Source organism: Leptospira noumeaensis (assembly GCF_004770765.1).
GTDB lineage: Bacteria > Spirochaetota > Leptospiria > Leptospirales > Leptospiraceae > Leptospira_A > Leptospira_A noumeaensis.
Genome location: NZ_RQFK01000007.1, coordinates 55,363 through 75,328, shown reverse-complemented (window position 1 = coordinate 75,328; position 19,966 = coordinate 55,363). Strand labels below are relative to the sequence as shown.

Sequence of the window (19,966 nt, the reverse complement as noted above, 5' to 3'; positions counted from 1 at the left end):
AAAGAAACAACTTATCCTCTCGCGTTCTTATTTGAGGTTCCTTTATGCAAACTAGATCAAATCCCTCTCCTTGGTGGCAAATGCCGATGGAAGAAACATTAACATCACTAGGTGTGGGAACCTCTGGTCTAAATACAGAAGAAGTAACCTCAAAACTCAAACAATTCGGTGCCAATATTTTTATTGATCCTAAAACAAAACCATTATGGCAAAAACTTTTATCTCGGTTTAGAAATCCTCTAGTTCTACTTCTATTATTTGCGAGTGCCGTGTCGGCGTTTATGGGAGAATTTTCTAATTTCATCATCATTACCGTTTTAGTTTTTATTAGTATTATTCTAGATTTTATCCAAGAACACAAAGCGGGTAAAGCAGCAGATAGTTTACGCCATTCAGTATCCGTTCATACAACAGTAATTCGTGGAGGATTACCCACCGATACTGCTATTTCAAAAATTGTTCCTGGTGATCTTGTATTACTTTCTGCAGGTGATTTAGTTCCTGCCGACGGACGGGTGTTAGAGGCTAAGGATTTTTTTGTCAAACAAGCGCTACTTACTGGTGAAACTTATCCTGTCGAAAAACATCCAGGGGAATTGGAATCAGTATCTAATGACATTACGGATGCATCAAACGCGGTTTTTATGGGAACCTCTGTGATTAGCGGGAGTGCTAAAGTTCTAGTAGTGAATACAGGTTTGAATACTGCGATGGGCGCCATTGCAGACAACTTAAACCTTTCTCCACCACAAAATTCTTTTGAACTAGGCACTGAAAAATTTGGAATTTTGATTATGAGAATGACCATTCTTCTTGTACTTTTTGTTTTATTGGTAAATGCAATTTTACATAAACCTTGGCTTGATTCTTTTTTATTCGCAATTGCTTTAGCAGTCGGATTGACACCAGAGTTACTACCAATGGTAACTTCGATCACACTCTCTCGTGGTGCCATTTTGATGGCAAAAAAGAAAGTCATCGTAAAACAACTTTCGTCCATTCAGAATCTTGGTTCCATGGATACACTCTGTACGGATAAAACGGGAACTCTTACCGAATCAAAAATCAAATTAGAAAAACATGTAAACATTAACGGAGAATCCAATACACGTGTATTGGAGTTGGCTTACCTAAACAGCTTCTTTGAAACTGGATTAAAAAGTCCCTTAGATGAAGCCATTTTAGAACATAAAGAAATTCAAACAGACCGTTGGACAAAAATAGATGAAGTACCCTTTGACTTCGAACGCCGAAGAGTATCGGTTTTATTGGATCCTATGGATCAAAAAAACCGAATGTTGGTTGTGAAAGGTGCTCCTGAAGAAATCATCCAACTCTGCACTCACTATGAAACAGGAAAAGAAACTATTGAACCCATAAACTCGATTGTTTTAGAAAAAATTCGTTCAGTTCACTCTTCCTTAGAAAAAGAAGGATTCCGAGTTTTAGGAATCGCCTGGAGAGAAGAAACAAAAGAACATACTCATGCAGTTGTAAGTGATGAAACGGAATTAACTCTTTCAGGATTTGCAGCCTTTTTAGATCCACCGAAAGAAAGTGCCAAGACCGCCTTATCTGCATTAAACGAATTCGGTGTTTCCGTAAAGGTTATTACTGGTGATAGTGAACTAGTCACCCAACATGTATGTTCTGAATTAAAAATGCCAGTCAAAGGAATTCTCACAGGCAAAGAACTGGATCAAATGGATGATTCGGCACTTAAGTTTCATATAGAAAATACAAATCTGTTTTGTCGCATGAACCCATCACAAAAAAACAGAATCATTTTAGCACTTAAAGAAAACGGTCATGTGGTTGGATATTTAGGTGATGGTGTCAACGATGCACCTTCTTTACACTCTGCAGATGTAGGATTGTCTGTGGATTCCGCAGTGGACGTCGCGAAAGAAGCCGCGGATATGATTTTATTAGATCACGATTTACATGTATTGTATGAAGGAGTGCTGGAAGGTAGACGAACCTTTGGGAATATCATGAAATACATCATGATGGGAACAAGCTCCAATTTTGGAAATATGTTCAGTATGGCAGGTGCCGCTTTATTTTTGCCTTTCCTTCCCATGTTACCTACCCAAATCCTTCTCAATAATCTTTTGTATGATATTTCTGAAATACCTATCCCCTTAGATGAAGTAGATAAAGAAGAACTAAATTTCCCGAGAATCATGGACATTACTTTTATTCGAAACTTTATGTTAACGATAGGACCAATCAGTTCTGCTTTTGATTTTTTAACCTTCTACGTTATGTTGACTCTATTAAATGCAAACGAAGCGTTATTTCAAACTGGTTGGTTTGTAGAATCACTCTGTACCCAAGTTCTTGTAATCTTTATTATCAGAACACGAGGCAATCCAATTAAAAGTAGGCCAAACAGGATTCTTGCAATTGTATCAGTCAGTATTGCTGCCATTGGTGCCTTGTTACCATTCACATCCATCGGATCTTATTTTGGACTGGTTCCCCCGCCAATGGAGTTTTATGCCATCTTAGCTTCTATGATTGTGATTTATTTGATTGTGGTAGAATCGGTGAAACGGATTTTTTATAACTTTCAATATAGAAAATAGAATCCAAGCGCCAGGGAATGGAGACCAACTCATTTTCTCCATCCCTAGTTTAGATATCGTGATTGTCACCACTGTCGGTGGTTACGGAGATCCGACCGCAATCCAAAGGATTTTGGACTCAGTCGAAAAAAAACATAACAACCGCTAAGTGAAACTTTATATCCTCTGTTTATCCAAAATTTTGAATTCGATACAAACAGGACTGTGCAGTGGCGGCACTATCAATGCCATAAGCCTTGCAATCTTTTTCCCAAGTTTCTTTAACTTCAGAATCCTTGATTTTAGAAATAGACTTTTCGTATAACAAACTACAAATGTAACGAGTCATTTGGATCATTAGGTTTTCTGCCACCGTTTCTTTTTTTACTTCTTCCTGAATGTTACGCATCACTCGAATGGATTCTTCCAACACTCGTTCCTGTTCCAAAAGAAAGGCGGAAGGAGAAGGAATTTCTGCTTTCAAAGAATTTAGATACTTTCGAAAGTTTCCATCTCCAGCCATACCCGCGAGGATGGCACCTGTCGCTATACGAACATGGATTTGGCTTGTGCCTTCATAAATGGTATTGATACGTGAATCTCTAAACATACGAGAGATATCGTAATCTTCAGTGTAACCAGCACCACCAAACACCTGCACTGCTAAGTTTGTACATTTATGTCCTTCTTCGGAACTATAATACTTTGCCATCGGTGTGAGTGTGGAGGCAAGTGTGGACCAATATTTTACCTTTTCATCTTTTCGGATTTCTCTGTCTTCTTTTCCAGCTTTTTCCATACGGATTTGGTGGTGTTGGTACATATCAATCACTCGAGCGGTCTCTAAAGTGAGAAGACGCATAGCGTTTGTTTCCCGTTTGATTTTATGAATCATCTCTGCCACGGCAGGAATTTCACCAATAGGTTTTCCAAATTGTTTTCTTTCCTGTGCATACTTTACACATTCAAAATAAGCAGCAGCTCCCCCACCACATCCACCGGAAGCACTCACAAGACGCATAAAGTTTGTCATACCCGCCGTATAACGAGTGAGACCAAGCCCTTCTTCCCCTAAAATTTCTCCGTATGTGTTTTCATAAACGATCTCACAAGTAGGAGAAGCATGGATTCCCATCTTTTTTTCGATTCCTGCAACAAATACATCTTCACTTTTGACAATGAATACAGATAAACCTCTCGCTCCGCCCTCTGATTTTCCAGTGCGTGCCAAAGTAAGTAGTAAAGCAGGATGGTCACCCAATCCACAACCTTGGGAAATGAATCGTTTGGTTCCTGTTAAACGGTAACTTCCATCTTCTTGTTTGACTGCAACCGTTCTTACATTATTAAGATCTGATCCGTAATCAGGTTCCGTGAGTGACATGGCAAACAAACATTCACCATTGGCAGCCTTTGTGGCATAGGTTTCTACTTGTTCTGGAGTTCCAAACCGGTCTACAATTTGTGCTAAGTTGAGTAAGGTGGTTGTCATACAAAATGCAACATCGGCTCTTGCCATAAGCATGGCATAAAGTGCACCAACAGTTGCAGGGAAAGCAAGACCACCCGCTTCTCTGGAAAGAGAATATGCCATAAGGCCAGTGTTACGAAATTTTTCATAAATCTCGATAGTTTCTTTTGGAAATATCACCTTTCCATTGGAATACTTTAGTTCATTCCGATCCATGGTTTGAGATTTTTGAGAGACATCGTTTCCAAAAAAATCGCCCATTGCATCCAAACTGGAAGTATATAACTCGAAGGCTTCTTCTTTGGTGGACGGTGCCATTTCATAACGAGGGTTATTTGTTTTTACAAATGTTTGGTGGTCAAAAAAAACTTCCCCTTCGGTTTCTTTGATGATGGAGTCCCAATCCAACAGTTGGTTAAAAATTACCTGTAAATCTTCGTCTTCTGAAAAATAGTTATTTGCGATCATGTTTTATCTCCTAATGAATGCTATGCGCAGCTTCTAAACCTTCTAAAAATGCCCTTTTGGCATCGATGTTCCTTGGATCTTTTGCCCCACCAATCACGATAGTTTGTTTGTTTGGGTATTTGGTTTGGTATTCTTCTAAAACAGAAGATTCCTTTTCCTGACCAACACACAAAATTAGAGAATCACAAGGATACAAAAATTCCTCTCCGTTTTTTAATTCTACTTTTAAACCCTCTTTTGTGACCTCTTTGTAAGTCAGTCCATGATAGAACTCAACTCCCACAGACTCTAACTCTTGTTTGAGTGCCCAAAATGTTGTTGGCCCAAGACCCGCTCCGTGTTTTCCATTTCTACGAAACACAGCTACATCCCGGTGTGCTTTTTCTTTTTGAACCACCGCATTGGTAAAAGAGCTGATATTGTATTTTTTATCATATGAAATTAAAGTAGGATCTTCCTCTTCTGTCAACCTATGAGCTACATCCACTCCAATCCCTCCTCCACCAATCACTGCCACACGTTTGCCTGGTTTGAATTTTCCCGTGAGATATTCAGTATAATTTCCAGACGGAAGATTTTCTAGTCCTTTTAAGGAAAACTCACGCGGTTTCACACCACTGGCAAAAATCGTTACATCAGGATTTTCTGTTTCTAACAATGTTAAGGTTGCATCTGTATTCAAACGAATGTCTACACCAAGGGCAGGAAGTTCATTGCTAAAATAACGAATGGTTTCTTTAAACTCCGACTTACCTGGAATGTTGGATGCTAGTTGGAATTGCCCACCAAGGACATTTGCTTTTTCTACTAAAGTGACTTTATGTCCAAGACTGGCACTGGCACGTGCTGCTTCAAGGCCGGCGGGTCCTGTTCCAATCACCAAAACTTTTTTCGGATCCTTTGTTTTTGATTTCGAATATTCTAATTCATGTACAGCTTCTGGATTTACGATACAAGATACAAATTTTTCTTGGAAGGCATGATCAAGACAGGCTTGGTTACAAGCCACGCAGGTGTTGATTCGATTTGACATTCCCTCTTGGAATTTTTTTACGATGGCTGGATCGGCAAGAAATGGCCTTGCCATAGAAATGATATCGGCTCTGTTTTCATCAAAAACTCTTTGCATAGTAATCGGATCATTGACGCGGTTGGAGGCAATGATAGGAACACCCGGTGTATTTTCTTTGATACGACTGGCAATAGAAACCCAAGCCCCTCTGGGAACTAATTGGCTAATGGTGGGGATTCTTGATTCATGCCAACCAATACCGATATTGAGTGCAGAGACTTTTTCATCTCGTAAAACTTGCGCTAGCTGAACTACTTCCTCAAAACTTGGATTTCCTGGGATAAGGTCAATTCCCGACATTCGAAAGATCACGGGAAAACCTTCAGGTAATTGTTTTTTTACAGCACGAAGGACTTCTATGGATAAGTTCATCCTTCCTTTGGAATCACCACCAAAATAATCATCTCTTTGGTTTGTCACTGCTGAAAAAAACTGGTTTAAGAGATAACCTTCGCTTCCCATAATTTCGACGGCCCCAAACCCAGATTCACGAGCCAGTTTTGCCGCAAGTCCAAAGTCTTCGATGGTTTTCCAACACTGGTCTTCTGTAAGGGCTTTTGGCACATAACGATTGATTGGTGCTCTAATGGCCGAAGGTGCCACACAATTTCTGTCCGCGGCATAACGTCCCGCATGAAAAAGTTGTGCACACATAGTTCCTTTGCCATGAAGGAGTTCGTTCATACGTTTTAACTCTTTGGCGTGGTCTGGATTTTGGATGTTAAAAAAAGTACGAGATCCTTTTCCTTCCTCATTCACACTGATCCCACCAGTAACAATGAGAGAAACTCCCCCCTCAAAACGTTTGCCATAAAAGGCAGCCATTCTTTCGGCAGTTCCGGTTTCTCCTTCCACACCCAGGTGCATGGATCCCATAATAAAACGATTGGGGAGAGTTAAGTTTCCAATGGAAATAGGTGAAAATGCTGTATTCATACTCGTAAAAAATCCTTAAATCGGAATAATTTACCATTGGTAATATTTTATCCAACTTAGGCAAGCCGTAAAATTACCACCGGTAATTAACACTAGTCAATAAAAGACTGAAACGTAGAATTGGGGAAATGGCGGTTTCGAAAAAAAAAACAAGTCCCAAAAAACCAAAACCAGTGGGTCGCCCTTCCAAAGAAAATGGTCTCAATGTCCGTGAGGCTCTGATCCACGCGGGAGTGGAACTTCTCGAAAACACATCACTAGAAGATATATCTTTACGCAAAGTGGCCGCAAAAGCCGGCGTGAGTCATGTCGCCAGTTACCATCATTTTGAAAATAAACATGCCTTATTTGCGGCGATTGCGGAGATCGGATTTCAAAAGTATTTTGAAACCTACCAAACCGAATTACAAAAAACGGATAAAGACTTCAAGGGCAGATACCTAGCTCTTGGTTGGACCTACTTCCAATTCATTATGACCAATAGACAGTTCGCAAGGATTATGTTTGGTGGGACAGGAGTGGATGTAAAAACCCATCCCAGTTTACTCGCAGTATCAAGAAGAACCTATCGGCAGTTACACGAAATCATTCGCATGGGCCAAAACCTAGGGCATTTAGAAAAAGGAAATACAAGAGAAAAAACCCTAGCCTCTTGGGCCATGATCCATGGAATCGCCATGTTGTTTTTGGAAGGTCGTTTGCAGATGAAAAACGATTTAAAAGAAATGGAAAAATTCATCCAAACCGTAACAGAGTATGCTTACGTAGGAATGAAATCCATATAACCCTTTACTTTTAGGATGTAAATCCCTCCTATTTGCGAACAGACTGCCCAAACTCAATTGATAAATAAATTGCCTGATTGACAAAATAAGTTCCTCAAAACAACTTTGGTTAGTTATGCGAAAATATAGAAAAAACGGAAGAGTCTCTTTTCTATTTGTTTTCCTGCTTATCTGTTTCCAATTCCACTGTTTATTAAACCCGATAGTTCGGGAACTTTTAGAACTCGACCCATCTAAAAAAAATGACAAACTTTTCCAATTAGGTATCCTTCTCGGTTTGTATAGGGGCCCAACTGCCACCATCACTCCGTCTGTGGGATTTGTCATTCTTGCCAATACACAAATCCGAGTGGTTTTCAATCGGAGTATGAATCCGGCATCATTGTCTGCTAGTTTGGGTATTCCGCTTAGCCAATCTTGGTCAGATACGTATACGACAAATGATACGGTGACTCTTTCCGGTTCCATCCCAGTGGGAACAAATACCTTTCAGTTGGATGGTGCGGATGCTAATGGTTTTCGTTTAACTACAATTATAGGAAGTTATACCGTTCTAACTTCCAATACAAATTTATACTATGTTAGTCCCTCTGGCAATAATGGAAATTTAGGAACTACGCCAGGAACTGCCAAACTCACAATTCCTTCTGCCATCACAGGAGCAACCGCTCCCGCAGCCATTTTAGTTTCCGAAGGAATCTATCCTGTGGACAGTGGACTTGGAACGCAAGTGAGTTTGGTAAATAATGTTTCGTTATACGGTGGGTTTAGTTCTGATTTTTTAAATCGAAATTCCAATCTTTATATCGCAAAGATTACAGATACAGCAACGGCAAATGCTGATAGCATTGCAGTGAATGCTGGGGCTACAATCACAACTTCAACAGTAGTGGATGGATTTACGATTTTAGGGGCATCTAACACCAATGCACCGACAGCATCGATAGCCTTTAATTGTTTCTCTGGGTCTCCCTCAATAACAAACAATAGGTTGTTAGGAGGTGTTGTCAGTATTGCCAATTCGATTGCCATTAATCTTTCCGCATCTTCCGCATTCATTTCCAATAATACGATTCAAGGAGGAACTTCTTCGGCTTCTTCTTCTTTCGGAGTTTATATTCTAAATAATTCCTCTCCGAGTATTGTTTCTAATACCATCCATGGGGGTGATGCACCTAATGCTTCTGCACATGGAATCTACAATGCACCGCAAACAAATACTCCATCCATCATAGGGAATACTTTTTTTGGTGGAACGGGAATTATTTCCTATGCATTGAATACAAGCCCGCCTTCCAATCCAACGGTGACGAACAATCATATGGATGGAGGAGCAGGGATTACGAGTAGAGCACTCTATTTTCCAAGCGGTGTGGGGAATTTGGGCAATTACCAAAATAATATACTTTTTACTTCTGGGGGAACCAACCGGTATTGTGTGTATGAAGCGGGAGGAACCAATCCCCTCATTTTCAACGGAAACCGTCTCACTGATTGCCCGACGGCTCTTTACTTTGACGAAGGCACTACAGTCATTACAAATATAGGAACCGTGAATGGTGGGACTGTGAATGGTTCCACCTATTCAGGCAATTATGAATAATACCTACTTAGGTTTGCAAACTTCCGGTAGATAATTTTTTAAATACGAGATCGTTGCTTTTTTCGCTTCTCCCACCATCCAAGGTGTAAAGTCCCCATAAGTTCTGTAAGAGAGTTTTAATAATGAGTCAGCAATGGAAAAGGCAACCGCAAAGATAGGATCTGTATTTTCAAAGGTTGGTAGTTCGAACCGATCCATCAGTCCCAGTTTGGCAAGGTTTGCTAGTTTTGCATCTAACTCTTGGCCCACTTGGCGCATCTCAGGGTTACTCATCCTGTATCCATAAATCAAACGAGGAAAAGCAATTTCTTTATTTGTGACTTCCACTGCCACATCGATCGAACGTTCAATGTATTGTTCCCAGGATACAAAAGTTTCTCTTCTTAATAATAATGATTTTTCAATCAGGCTTTCCGAGTGTAATAACCGGATTCCATGAAAGATGGCTTCCACATTGGGAAAAAAATGGTAGGCGGAAGGTCTAGGGATTTTTGCCTCTTTGCAAATATCTGCAAAACTAATTTCTTCCGGAGATTTTTCCCTGAGGAATTCCAAAGCGATGGTTAACAAACGTGTACGTCTACTCCTCCCTTGTTTACTTGTAAACTTAAAAGGCCTAGAAGCGAGGTCGGGGGATAAGGATGCGTCGACCAATTTATCCATAGTACGAGCCTTCTAGGAAATGATACCTAGTCAATCCCGTTGCAAAGAAAATACCTGACCTTTTTTAAGGGTCAGGTGAGTGAGTGTTCAGATATTACTGCACGGTGAAATTATTTGTGACTCCTTGGTAAGCGCTGATGGCTCCCGTCCAACCACTTTTCCAGTGGCCACGGTGGCGGATGCGATAAGTTCCCGATGGGAAGGAACTCGTTTTCCAAGTGACAGTGACTTTGGAATAAGCAATTCCATCTCTTTGCCATTTGTAAGTAGTGGAAGGATCATTGTCTCTAGCCACCACAGTCCAAGTAGATCCATTTTGTTTTTCCACATCCACAAAACTACTTCCGATGAGCATATTGTTTTTAGGATGGGCGCCCCAAAATACAGCGCTCACAGTGGCTCCGTTTGCATAAGAAGAAGCCGGTTGTGTGAAAACATTTCCAAAACTTTTAAACAGAGGAATATCATCAAAGACAACGCCAGTTTGAAAAGTTGCTTGGTAGTTTGTTAGATCCGCAGGTGTAGGTCCAGCGGGGGAAACACTTCCATTTCTCAAAGCACTTGCTAACTTACCAAATTCCTGTTCATAACCGACAAGTGTGTTTGGTCCAAATTGAGTGGAGGCACCTTCGTATTGTTGGGAAGAGTATTCTTCTCTTGTTGTTAGATACGAAGTGTACGAATTGGAAAGACCGGCAATCACAGTGTAATCATTTGCCAAAATATTTTTCACAAGAGAACGAAGTCTACGTCCAGCCATCGTTGATACCTCCGCAGGGATGGCAAGAATCGCTAAGTTACCAATTTTAATGATTTGCATTGGGATGACAGGAGGTGTCCAAGGATTCCCATCAAAACTAGCAACCCCTGTAGGAATGAGGACAGGTTTTTCGGCATGGCAAAGTTTGTAAGCTTCACTTGTAGAAGCTGGCCAAAGAACACCGAGGGCTCCACCCAGAAAACTAGACTTAAACGCATCCGCAGCATTGGTATTCCAATCCAAGGAATCGACTGTAGTCCCTTCATCGAAAAAATCAAGAGAGACAGCATTGTCTTCCACACTTCCCGCAGAAAAAGATGCTCCCATCCCCGCTTGGCAAGTAGTAGTTCCCACACTACTCACATAAAGATTAGAAAAGTTAACAAACGTGTGGCGAAAGTCAACGGATCCTGAAAGTTGGGTTGTGGCAGATGAATATAGAGATTGAGCTTTATTTAGTTGTTTTTCGGCTATGATGTTTAGTCTCGCATAATCATTCACCCCATCAGCAGGTCCCCAAAGGTTAGGAGTGACATCTCCTGAATTTGTTTGGGCAAATGCAGCCACAAAGGTTTGGTTTGCTGAATAATTAGTTCCTTTTGATTTTTCAAAAAGATAAGAAGCGAGACCTTTGTTATCTCCACCAATGAGTTTGTTTGTAGGCCCAACATTTGTTGGATGTACAGCAAACCAATTGAGCATCCCAAGTTCACGACCATCCGCCGCAACCAACTTCAAAAGAGTCATCGTTTGGTCTACATTGGAAGAATAAAAATTCCTTTCAGCAACAGGGTTTTTATCATAAGCTGCCACCGAACGGTTTTTACTCGCATCTGTTAAATTTCCTTGGTTGATATAAACATTACCTGGAACTAAATTCTGATGAGCGAGTTTGATGGACTTATAAATTCCATCGACAATGACATCAAAGTTTTCTTTGATAAAACCTGAAGTTGTCGCGTTATATAAAAAATAATGAGAATACCCACCAGGCCCACTATGTGTATGTGTCGCGGAAAGAAGAACATTCGCCTGATTGTAATAAGGTGATAGTTCTGCATCTAAGGCAATTTTTTTACTCACTGCTTGTTTGATGGATTGAAAAATCATCCCTAAGTCAGCACTGACAAAAACCACTCGTTTGGATGCATCCCCAATGATATAGGCCCTTGACCAAAGGCGCATATAAATCCCTTCTGTTTTTTGCGCTGTCTCCGCAAACCCCATCATCCCTACTTCGGCAGCAGGTCCAGTAATATCATAAATCCCTGCACCCACAAGATACGGTGACGAACCAAGACTTGGTGCTACAGCCCGGCTCACACCGGAAGAAGCGAATGCGGAACTAGAACTATCAGTAGCACTAGAATCCACCAAACCGAGGATTGGCGAAGGGGAAGATTTCTCGTCTGAACAAGTCAAAACGAAAAAACAACAAACAATGGTAAAACCCAAGCGCACTCGGGATTCTCTTTTGGAATTCATATACTTTCTCCGAATCTAAATTTCTCAATCAAACGGTTTTTCGCATCCTCAACCAACCATAGGGCAAGAGGTAAATTTCGGAATATTAGCCTAAACGATGTTAAAAATAAGGCAAGTAGAATAATCGACATTTGTCGGTTTTTATAGACCAGCGTTCAGGATTTGACTACAAAGGAGTGGAGATCTCCGCATAAATCTGACAAATATAGAAGGAAATGAGCTTTATTTTTCTGAAATTGGCAAAAAGTAACTCACTTTCTTTTTCTAGTGACTTTCCTTTTTCAGTAATGAGATTTCTAAATTCCATATTTATGGAAATTTGGTGTCAGTTTTTTAATCGACAATTGTCGGCTAGTATGTAGCAAGTGACCGTATCTCCTAATCTCAAAAGGAAACGGGAGCGAGGTACTATGAAAATTAAATCGAAAACCCCAACCGTTTGGCTGGTTTCTGCCATCCTATTTCTGACAGCGAGCTCTTGTGCTCCCACCAAAGAATCGCCAACGACTTTCCTTCCCTTACTATTGCCTAGTGATGGTTTGTCGTCGCAAACCAACGGCTCTTCATCAGAAGTAAGGGCTCTCACAGTTACCAACTCACTTCATAATTTAGATTATAGTACCTCTTCTGGTGACAGAGAGATTTTTATTTCTGAAAAGACAAACAACCAGTTCACAGACCAAATCTTTGTGGATGGGCTCGGACGGGAAGTCAGTTTCCGTGGATTTAATATTTCGGGAAATATGAAACTGGCTCAACATGGATTCAAACCTTTTGCAAATGAATCCGATGCGGAACTTGCCTTTGGTAGGCTTGGCAAAACCACAGGATCAAATATCATTCGTTACACGATTGCTTGGGAAGGAGTCCATCCAGCAGTTGATACCATCGATTATAATTACTTAGATGCCATCATCGCCCAAATGAAAAAAGCAACCGCCAAACGAATGTACATCCTTTTGGATTACCACGAAGATTTATTTTCTCGCCATCTCTTTAATAAAAACTCTTGGCATACAGGAAATGGAGCTCCGGCCTGGATCACCAAAGGAGGAAGTTATCCTACAGAATATTGTGGAATCATTTGTGCCAGTTGGAGTCAAAACAATTTAACCAATGAAGCCGTGCGCCGAGCATTTCGTAATTTTTGGAACAATGCCCCCTTATCTACAAGTCTTGGCACAAGAAATATGCAAACAGAGTTTCTTTGGCAAATCGCAAAAACCTCTGCGTACATAAAAGAGAAATTGAGTGCTGAAGAATTTTCCTATGTACTTGGCCTTGATCCATTTAATGAACCTGTGGATGGAGGAATGGAAGGTTTAACACCTGCTCAGTGGGACAATCAAAAACTTTGGCCTATGTACAAAAAAGTCAGAACTATACTAAACCAAAATGGTTGGGAAAATAAATGGGTGTTTGCAGAACCTCTAGTATTCTGGAATACAAACATTGGTTCGGCGATTGCACCTGCCACAGGAGGAGGTCATTTATTGTCTCCACCAGGACCAGGTTTTGTTTTTAACTCCCACTTTTATGATGCTGGTCGAATGGGAACCGATCTTACGGGAATCGACAATGCTACTTATTTCAAATACCTAGATGAAATCAGAAAGGAATCTAGATTTTTAAAAATCCCTGTTTTCCTTAGTGAATTTGGTATGTGGTTAAAAGGAACTGGTGCAAAAGACACACCTCGAATGATCAATGCAGTTTACCAGGCCATGGAAGTCTCTGATGGAAACCAAACTTCAAAATCTAGGTTCGCCGATTTTTACAATCCGATAGTTTCCGGAACACAATGGCATTGGGATTATTATTATAACAACCATGCAGAGTATATGAATGGAAATCCTTCCAAACTCATCACAACAAAGGATGCATGGAATGAAGAAGATTTTTCTGTGGTTGGTAATTATGGAACTAGTTTCAATTTAAACAACCATGTGATTGAACGTGGGTATTTGCGAAAAAGCCAAGGTCGTTTGATGAGTAGTCATTATAACGCTGTTGGTTCAGACACATGGAATAAAGTATTTTCTTGGGCGGCCATCAAACCTGGAAATACAGAACCAAAATATTTTGCCGACAAAAGATTCCAACTCGTGATTTGGAAAGGAAGATTTTCAGATGCTCCCACTGAAATTTATCTACCTCCACACTTTGATCCATCAAAGGTAATTCTAATCTCAGAAAAAAAGATTTATAACCAATCCGTTCCGAAAACTCCCATCCAAGAAACAAACGAAGCGATCATCATTGCAGATAGAAACAGAGAGACTGGTTCTGGAAACATTTTGCATATCTGGGATGATTTGGATGTGGAGGAAAATCCAAATTCTTCTTACCATTATGTTTTGGTTGTGGACGGGGCAGGTGCATCCTATTCATCACAAACCTTACAAGAGATCCAATCCAAGTTAAACACTCGGATTCTTTTGGAACAAAAAAGTCCGATCTATTTAATAGGGAAAATGACTTACAGCGGGTATCCCGCGGAACAGTAATTAGAGATTGGTTCGATGGTTTTGAAAAAACCCTTAACCTAATTTCAAAATTCCATAAAAATCTCACTAGGATTCGTTTTTCTCAGTGAGATTTTATGAACCAATTGACGCGAAGCCAAGTTTAGTGAATTTCTGCCGGCATTCCCTGAAACACCGGTTCCAATGGAGAATTAAACACTCGGTTGGGAAATTTTCCAAATTCCAGATTTGGCTGTTTCTTTCACGTAAGTACGGAAGTCTTTTGGTTTTCTGCCAAGGGCCAATTCCAAATCATTCACAAGAGATTCGTTGCGCCCATCAAGAACCGTTCTAAATAAATAATCAATTAGCCAAGTTACATTTTCTGGAACTCCAAAACCTTTGAGCGTGGAGATATATTCATCTAAAGGCATTTCTTCAAAGGGAATGGTTTGGTTTGTGACTTCGGCAATGAATGCAAATGCCTCACGGAAACTCCAAAGTTCAGGGCCTGTGAGTTCGTATAATTTGTTACGATGTTTGTCTGTAATGAGTGAATCCAAAGCCAAATCAGCAAGGTCGTCAAGATCCACAAACGGTTCTTTGGTGGTGATTTGAGGAAATAAAACCGTTCCTCCCAAAATTTGTTCTTGGAACATTCCTTCGCTAAAATTTTGGTAGAACCAACTGGCACGAAGAATGGTCCATTCCAATCCAGATTTCTGTACAACTTGTTCGCATGCGCGAGCCTCTGGTTCCCCTCTTCCGGATAATAAAACCAGTCGTTTGACTTTATTTTTTTTACATACATCCACCAAAGTTTGAATTGCCTTTAGAGAAGAAGGCACTGCCAAATCCGGTTGGAAGCTGATATAAACTTGATCCACGCCCTGGACGACAGATTCCCATTCTTCCGGTTTTTCCCAGTCGAAGGCGGGTGTAACTTTTCTCGATCCCAATCGCGCAGGATAACCCGCGTTTTCTAGCCTTGATAAAATTCGTGATCCGGTTTTTCCACTGGATCCAATGATTAATGTTTTAGGTTTCATGAATTTTAGAATACAAGAAACTAAAGGATATAAATTGAACAAACCCGACAGGAATTATATTTTTTCTCGAAAACGAAATGGTTTTTGTTTGGTAAAGGATTTGAACTGACGAATGAAATGAGACTGGTCTGCATACCCGCTCATATAAGCAACATCTGTCAACTTAGACTTTGATTCACTATTTAACTCATTTAAGCTGGATTGAAACCGAATGATGGTAGAAAATTGTTTTGGTGTGAGACCTACATAATTTTGGAATCTTCTCTGTAAGGTTCTTTCCGAAAGACCCAATTTTTTTGATAACTTTCCAATTTCGCAATTTCCTTTTTCTTCCAAAATCTCTTCTATACAAATATGCAAAATAGGATCTGGACGAAACTTACTACCCTTTTTCATAATAAAAGTCATCAAGGCATCCATTGCTAGAGAAGAAGAAAACTTCTCTCTCGATAACTCAAAGTTAGGTTCGTCTATCCAATTAGACTGCGGGATAGTAAAACAAGAATTGGTCAGCTCCACTACAGGAATTCCTAATGATTCTTCCACGACAGCTGGGAAAAGTTGTGCCATCACAAAGAAAAATGGGCCTTCGATTTCGATTCGAATGGGTTCGATTGTTTGTCCATAAACAAATACCGGATCCATCACCTTGGATTCCGATCCCACATAAACGGTTACAGGCTTTTCTGAGTGAAAAAACACAAGCCCAGGAAACCCATCTGCATAAAAGGGAAGATTTTGTTTTTCTTCCGTATCTGATTCAAAAACAAATACAGATTGTATGAGTGATTTGAATTCTAAATTTAAATCAGGTTTCCAAACTTTCATTTTATCTTTATTCAAACTATCTTAAGTATCAATATATGACTTTGTAATTTTTAGTCATTTCTTGCTTCAAAATACAAAAACGCATTTGATTTCCAAAGCACTTAGACTTTTAGTTTCAGGTTTTAGTTGATTTTTTTTAAGAAATTTTAAATTCAATCTTTCCTTCACACATAACAGTTGTATTCGAATTTTTAATCAAAACATGATTTTATTTTTTTTACACATTTACACCGGAGAGGTGGAAAAGGGAATGTGTTCCTAATGGCAAAACTTTCGATTCTCGATTTAGTATTTATCAATGAAGGGAACACAGCTACTGATGCCCTAAACAATTCGGTGCGAGTAGCAAAGGCCGCGGAAAGTTTGGGTTACCATCGCATCTGGGTGGCTGAACATCATAATTTCCCTTCCATCGCGAGTGCTGCTACCTCTGTTGTCATCGGTCATTTGGCAAGTCATACAAAATCTATACGAATTGGAGCCGGTGGGATCATGTTACCCAACCATTCCCCACTGGTCATTGCAGAACAATTTGGAACATTAGAAAGTTTGTATCCTGGTAGGATTGATTTAGGGCTTGGACGGGCACCAGGAACCGACCAGCTCACCTTACGAGCATTACGCAGTGATCCAATGAGTTCTCAAAACTTTCCAGAGGATGTAAAAGAATTACTTACTTACTTCGAAGACGAAGGGAGCCAATCACAAATCCGTGCCATTCCTGGAATGGGAACTCATGTCCCTGTTTGGATTTTAGGATCCAGTCTCTTTGGAGCGCAACTGGCAGCAATGCTCGGTCTTCCCTATGCCTTTGCTTCTCATTTTGCACCAGCGGCACTTATGGAAGCCATCTCCATTTATAGAAAACAATTTAGACCATCCAAGTATTTGGACAGACCTTATGTGATGGTGGGTGTCAATGTGATTGCAGCGGATACGGACAAAGAAGCTAATTTCCTATTCACAAGTTCACAACAATCCTTTACTCGCATCCTTCGCAACCGAAGAGGGACTTTCCCACCACCAATTGAAAATATCGAAACCTATTGGAGTCCCGAAGAAAAACAGTTCGCCTCACAAATGTTATCTTATTCTGTAGTGGGTTCACCTGAATCCGTAAAAGTCGGAATTACTAAGGTTTTAGAAGAAACAAAGGCCGATGAACTGATGACTGTGACTTCTGTTTATGACATCGATGCTAAAATTCGTTCCCTAGAAATTCTTATGCAATTGGAAATAGAAACAACCACTCATAGATAATCAGATTTTTTTACTAATATAGATTGGAATTTTATTTTATCTCTACATCAGGGAACTTTTTTTATCAGTTTTAGGTCATATCGGAGAAACCTATACGTAAGGAAAAACCATGAAATATAAATTTAAATTTTTATCTATTTTAGTTTTAAGTCTTATCTTTTTTTCCACAGAGTCTTGCTCTCGTGGTTGGTTGCGTTCGAAAATAAAAGAAAGATTCCAAACGCGAATGGAAGAAAAACCGGCACCAATTGCGTCCTCTGACCTAACAACAAAAATCGAAACACCTGGAGATTATACCTTTACCTTTTCCCATGGAGGTTTCCCGCGTTATTATAAAGTTCATGTTCCAAAGTCGTATGTAACAAACAAACAGGCTCCCCTCCTTTTTGTTTTACATGGTGGTGGTGGAGATATGGAAATCCAAGCAAATGAAGACTACTACCATCAAATTTCCAAATCAGAAGAAAATGGGTATATCGTTCTTTTCCCCAATGGATATAGCAAATTCAAATCGGGGAAAATTGCGACATGGAATGCAGGTAATTGTTGTGCCGATGCCCGTGACCAAAAAATTGATGATGTTGGTTTCATAAAAGAAATCCTGGAACATGCCACCAAACAACTGTATATCGACAAAACCAAAGTGTATGTTACAGGAATGTCGAATGGTGCGATGATGTCTTATCGCCTTGCCTGTGAAATGACAGACAAATTTGCAGCCATCACCACTGTTGCAGGAACTGATAACACCATTACTTGTAATCCAACAAAACCCATTTCCATTTTACACATTCATGCCAAAGACGATGACAAGGTTCTATTTTATGGGGGAGCTGGAAACAGTTTCAAAGATAGAAATCTTGTCACAGACTTTGTTTCTGTACCAAATACGATATCTAAATGGGTGAAATTCAACCAGTGTAACACTACCCCCAAACGAGTCTTAGAGGAACCCGGTGTGACTTGTGATGAGTATGGTGAATGTAAAGATGGTGTGAAGGTAAAACTTTGTGTCACAGAATCAGGAGGCCATTCGTGGCCTGGAGGTAAAAAACCTTCCTTATTTTTTGGATCTGCTACACCCTCCACGGCGATCAAAGCCAATGATGCCATGTGGGAGTTCTTTAAAGGAAATTAAGTAGATTAGAATCATTAGTATGTCCATGTCCCAGACATACTAATTGATAAAACACTTCCAGGTTCCAAAGATATTTCCATTTCTGATTAATACCACTTCGCCCATTTCCGCCATTACCTTTTCACTTTGAGTTGGCCGGTAAAAAACATAATCATCAGGTTGTAATCCAGTGGCACGACTTCCATTTAAAATTCCTTGGTTGGTACTCGCTCCATAAAGACTGTTATCAAACAATCCTTGAGGTGATTCTTTTTTTGCTAGATAAGCACCACCATACGTAAAATAGGTGACTTGTAAGTTTGGATTCCATAGAGGAAATAAAAAGGAAATAGGTTCTAAAAAGGGAATTGTAGTTCCTTCCAATCGTTTCAACACAGGAGCCGCAATGAAAAATGCAGGTTTGTGTTCTTTCAGAGTCACTACATCAAAATCGGTAGGCATTACGAGGGCAGAACCCACTGACACATCGTTTACAACTTGGTTATTTTTTTGATAAAATCGATAGGTTTTACTCCCACCGCCATTCAAAAGTAGTTCTTTTTCAAATAAGGATGGAAAGGATCTTTTTCCTTCGGTAACAAATTCATTATAAAGAGACAATGAAGATTGAATTTCTTTTGTTATCGCTTCCTGTTTATCACCTAACAAATTCGGAACAGAGGCCACATGAGGTTCATATCCCATAAATCCATCAAATTCTAGATTGTTTGTATAATTTTGAATGATAGAAAGAGTTTGATTTGATTCCTTTGGATTTACAAATCCACCACGATGGAGTCCTATATCAATTTCTAAAACCAGATGTAACTTTAAGTTTTTAGATTTTGCAAATTCCAAATATTGGTTAAGTCTTGTTTCCGTATCAACCAACCAATGGATTTTTTGGAACCGATCTGCTTTTGTCTTTTTATAAATCTCCTCTAGGGCACGCACCGGCATAGGTTTACCGAGTAAAATATCAAAAGAAGAAAACTCGGGATCATTCAAAAGCATAACCACATCACCTGAATGAAAAACCATAAGCCGACTTGTTTTAGTTTTGTGGATGATATAACGGAGAAGGTCTAGTGAAGGGAGAGATTTCACTACAATTCGATAATGTAGTGGTGGTGGGATATTTTTCGTCAGTGTGGATAAATTTTCATCCAATCGATCCAAATCCAAAAGTACAACCGGTTTACCAAATCCTTCGGTTTTTAGTTTTTGGTTGAGATTGGAAAAGTATTCTAAATAAGGAGAACCTTCATCCTTTGGTCTTAGAAACAAAACAAAAGCGAACAAGATGACCAGAAAAATAAGAAATTTTCGAAAAACCCGACTCTTTAACATCGATAATACTGACTCCCAAGGATTGGTAATTTCCAAAAAGTCCAATGGAAACAACTGAATGTAAATCGAATTTAGCTCTAATTT

Annotated in this window: 13 protein-coding genes; 6 read left to right on the top strand and 7 right to left on the bottom strand. The window is 39.8% G+C overall.

Translation table 11 applies throughout. The features are described from left to right. The first annotated feature begins 44 nt into the window (after nt 1–44). Nucleotides 45–2,591: a magnesium-translocating P-type ATPase gene (gene mgtA / locus EHQ24_RS00455; RefSeq protein ID WP_135599756.1), complete on the top strand. Its 2,547-nt coding sequence runs from the start codon at nt 45–47 to the stop codon at nt 2,589–2,591. 169 nt (nt 2,592–2,760) lie between these two features. On the opposite strand, the gene EHQ24_RS00450 is transcribed toward mgtA, so the two are convergent. Continuing rightward, a complete protein-coding gene (locus tag EHQ24_RS00450) occupies nt 2,761–4,509 on the bottom strand; it encodes an acyl-CoA dehydrogenase family protein (RefSeq protein ID WP_135599755.1) in 1,749 nt (582 codons plus the stop codon). A 10-nt stretch (nt 4,510–4,519) separates the two neighbouring features. Next, the gene (locus EHQ24_RS00445) at nt 4,520–6,517 is read right to left on the bottom strand and encodes an oxidoreductase (RefSeq protein ID WP_135599754.1); all 1,998 of its coding nucleotides are present in this window, start codon (nt 6,515–6,517) and stop codon (nt 4,520–4,522) included. Between the two features lie 128 nt (nt 6,518–6,645). On the opposite strand from EHQ24_RS00445, the gene EHQ24_RS00440 reads away from it, so the two are divergent. Next, the gene (locus tag EHQ24_RS00440) at nt 6,646–7,302 is read left to right on the top strand and encodes a TetR/AcrR family transcriptional regulator (protein ID WP_135599753.1); all 657 of its coding nucleotides are present in this window, start codon (nt 6,646–6,648) and stop codon (nt 7,300–7,302) included. Nucleotides 7,303–7,417: 115 nt separating this feature from the next. Continuing rightward, the gene (locus EHQ24_RS00435; RefSeq protein ID WP_135599752.1) at nt 7,418–8,905 is read left to right on the top strand and encodes a hypothetical protein; all 1,488 of its coding nucleotides are present in this window, start codon (nt 7,418–7,420) and stop codon (nt 8,903–8,905) included. Between the two features lie 3 nt (nt 8,906–8,908). Here the strand turns inward: EHQ24_RS00435 and EHQ24_RS00430 are convergent, their stop codons facing one another. Continuing rightward, nucleotides 8,909–9,568 (bottom strand): TetR/AcrR family transcriptional regulator, encoded by a 660-nt coding sequence (locus tag EHQ24_RS00430; RefSeq protein WP_135599751.1) that lies wholly within the window; start codon nt 9,566–9,568, stop codon nt 8,909–8,911. Between the two features lie 94 nt (nt 9,569–9,662). Continuing rightward, nucleotides 9,663–11,813: a neutral/alkaline ceramidase gene (locus EHQ24_RS00425; protein WP_135599750.1), complete on the bottom strand. Its 2,151-nt coding sequence runs from the start codon at nt 11,811–11,813 to the stop codon at nt 9,663–9,665. Nucleotides 11,814–12,223: 410 nt separating this feature from the next. Here EHQ24_RS00425 and EHQ24_RS00420 point away from each other — a divergent pair, with 410 nt between their 5' ends. Then, complete coding sequence (locus tag EHQ24_RS00420; protein ID WP_135599749.1) at nt 12,224–14,320, top strand: glycoside hydrolase family 5 protein; 2,097 nt, start codon at nt 12,224–12,226, stop codon at nt 14,318–14,320. A 170-nt stretch (nt 14,321–14,490) separates the two neighbouring features. Here the strand turns inward: EHQ24_RS00420 and EHQ24_RS00415 are convergent, their stop codons facing one another. Together EHQ24_RS00415 and EHQ24_RS00410 are read right to left on the bottom strand one after the other, a co-directional pair. Continuing rightward, nucleotides 14,491–15,327, bottom strand: a complete 837-nt coding sequence (locus EHQ24_RS00415; protein WP_135599748.1) for an NAD(P)H-binding protein — start codon at nt 15,325–15,327, stop codon at nt 14,491–14,493. Nucleotides 15,328–15,381: 54 nt separating this feature from the next. Then, entirely contained in the window at nt 15,382–16,155 is a 774-nt protein-coding gene (locus tag EHQ24_RS00410) for an AraC family transcriptional regulator (protein ID WP_135599747.1), read from the bottom strand. 261 nt (nt 16,156–16,416) lie between these two features. Here EHQ24_RS00410 and EHQ24_RS00405 point away from each other — a divergent pair, with 261 nt between their 5' ends. Both EHQ24_RS00405 and EHQ24_RS00400 read left to right on the top strand, forming a co-directional pair. Next, nucleotides 16,417–17,415 carry an LLM class flavin-dependent oxidoreductase gene (locus tag EHQ24_RS00405; RefSeq protein ID WP_135599746.1) on the top strand — a complete coding sequence of 333 codons (999 nt, stop codon included), beginning with the start codon at nt 16,417–16,419 and terminating at the stop codon, nt 17,413–17,415. Nucleotides 17,416–17,524: 109 nt separating this feature from the next. Further along, on the top strand, nt 17,525–18,553 hold the full coding sequence (locus tag EHQ24_RS00400) for an extracellular catalytic domain type 1 short-chain-length polyhydroxyalkanoate depolymerase (protein ID WP_135599745.1): 1,029 nt from the start codon (nt 17,525–17,527) through the stop codon (nt 18,551–18,553). A gap of 39 nt (nt 18,554–18,592) precedes the next feature. Here the strand turns inward: EHQ24_RS00400 and EHQ24_RS00395 are convergent, their stop codons facing one another. After that, nucleotides 18,593–19,882, bottom strand: a complete 1,290-nt coding sequence (locus EHQ24_RS00395) for an alanine racemase (RefSeq protein ID WP_135599956.1) — start codon at nt 19,880–19,882, stop codon at nt 18,593–18,595. Nucleotides 19,883–19,966: the final 84 nt, after the last annotated feature.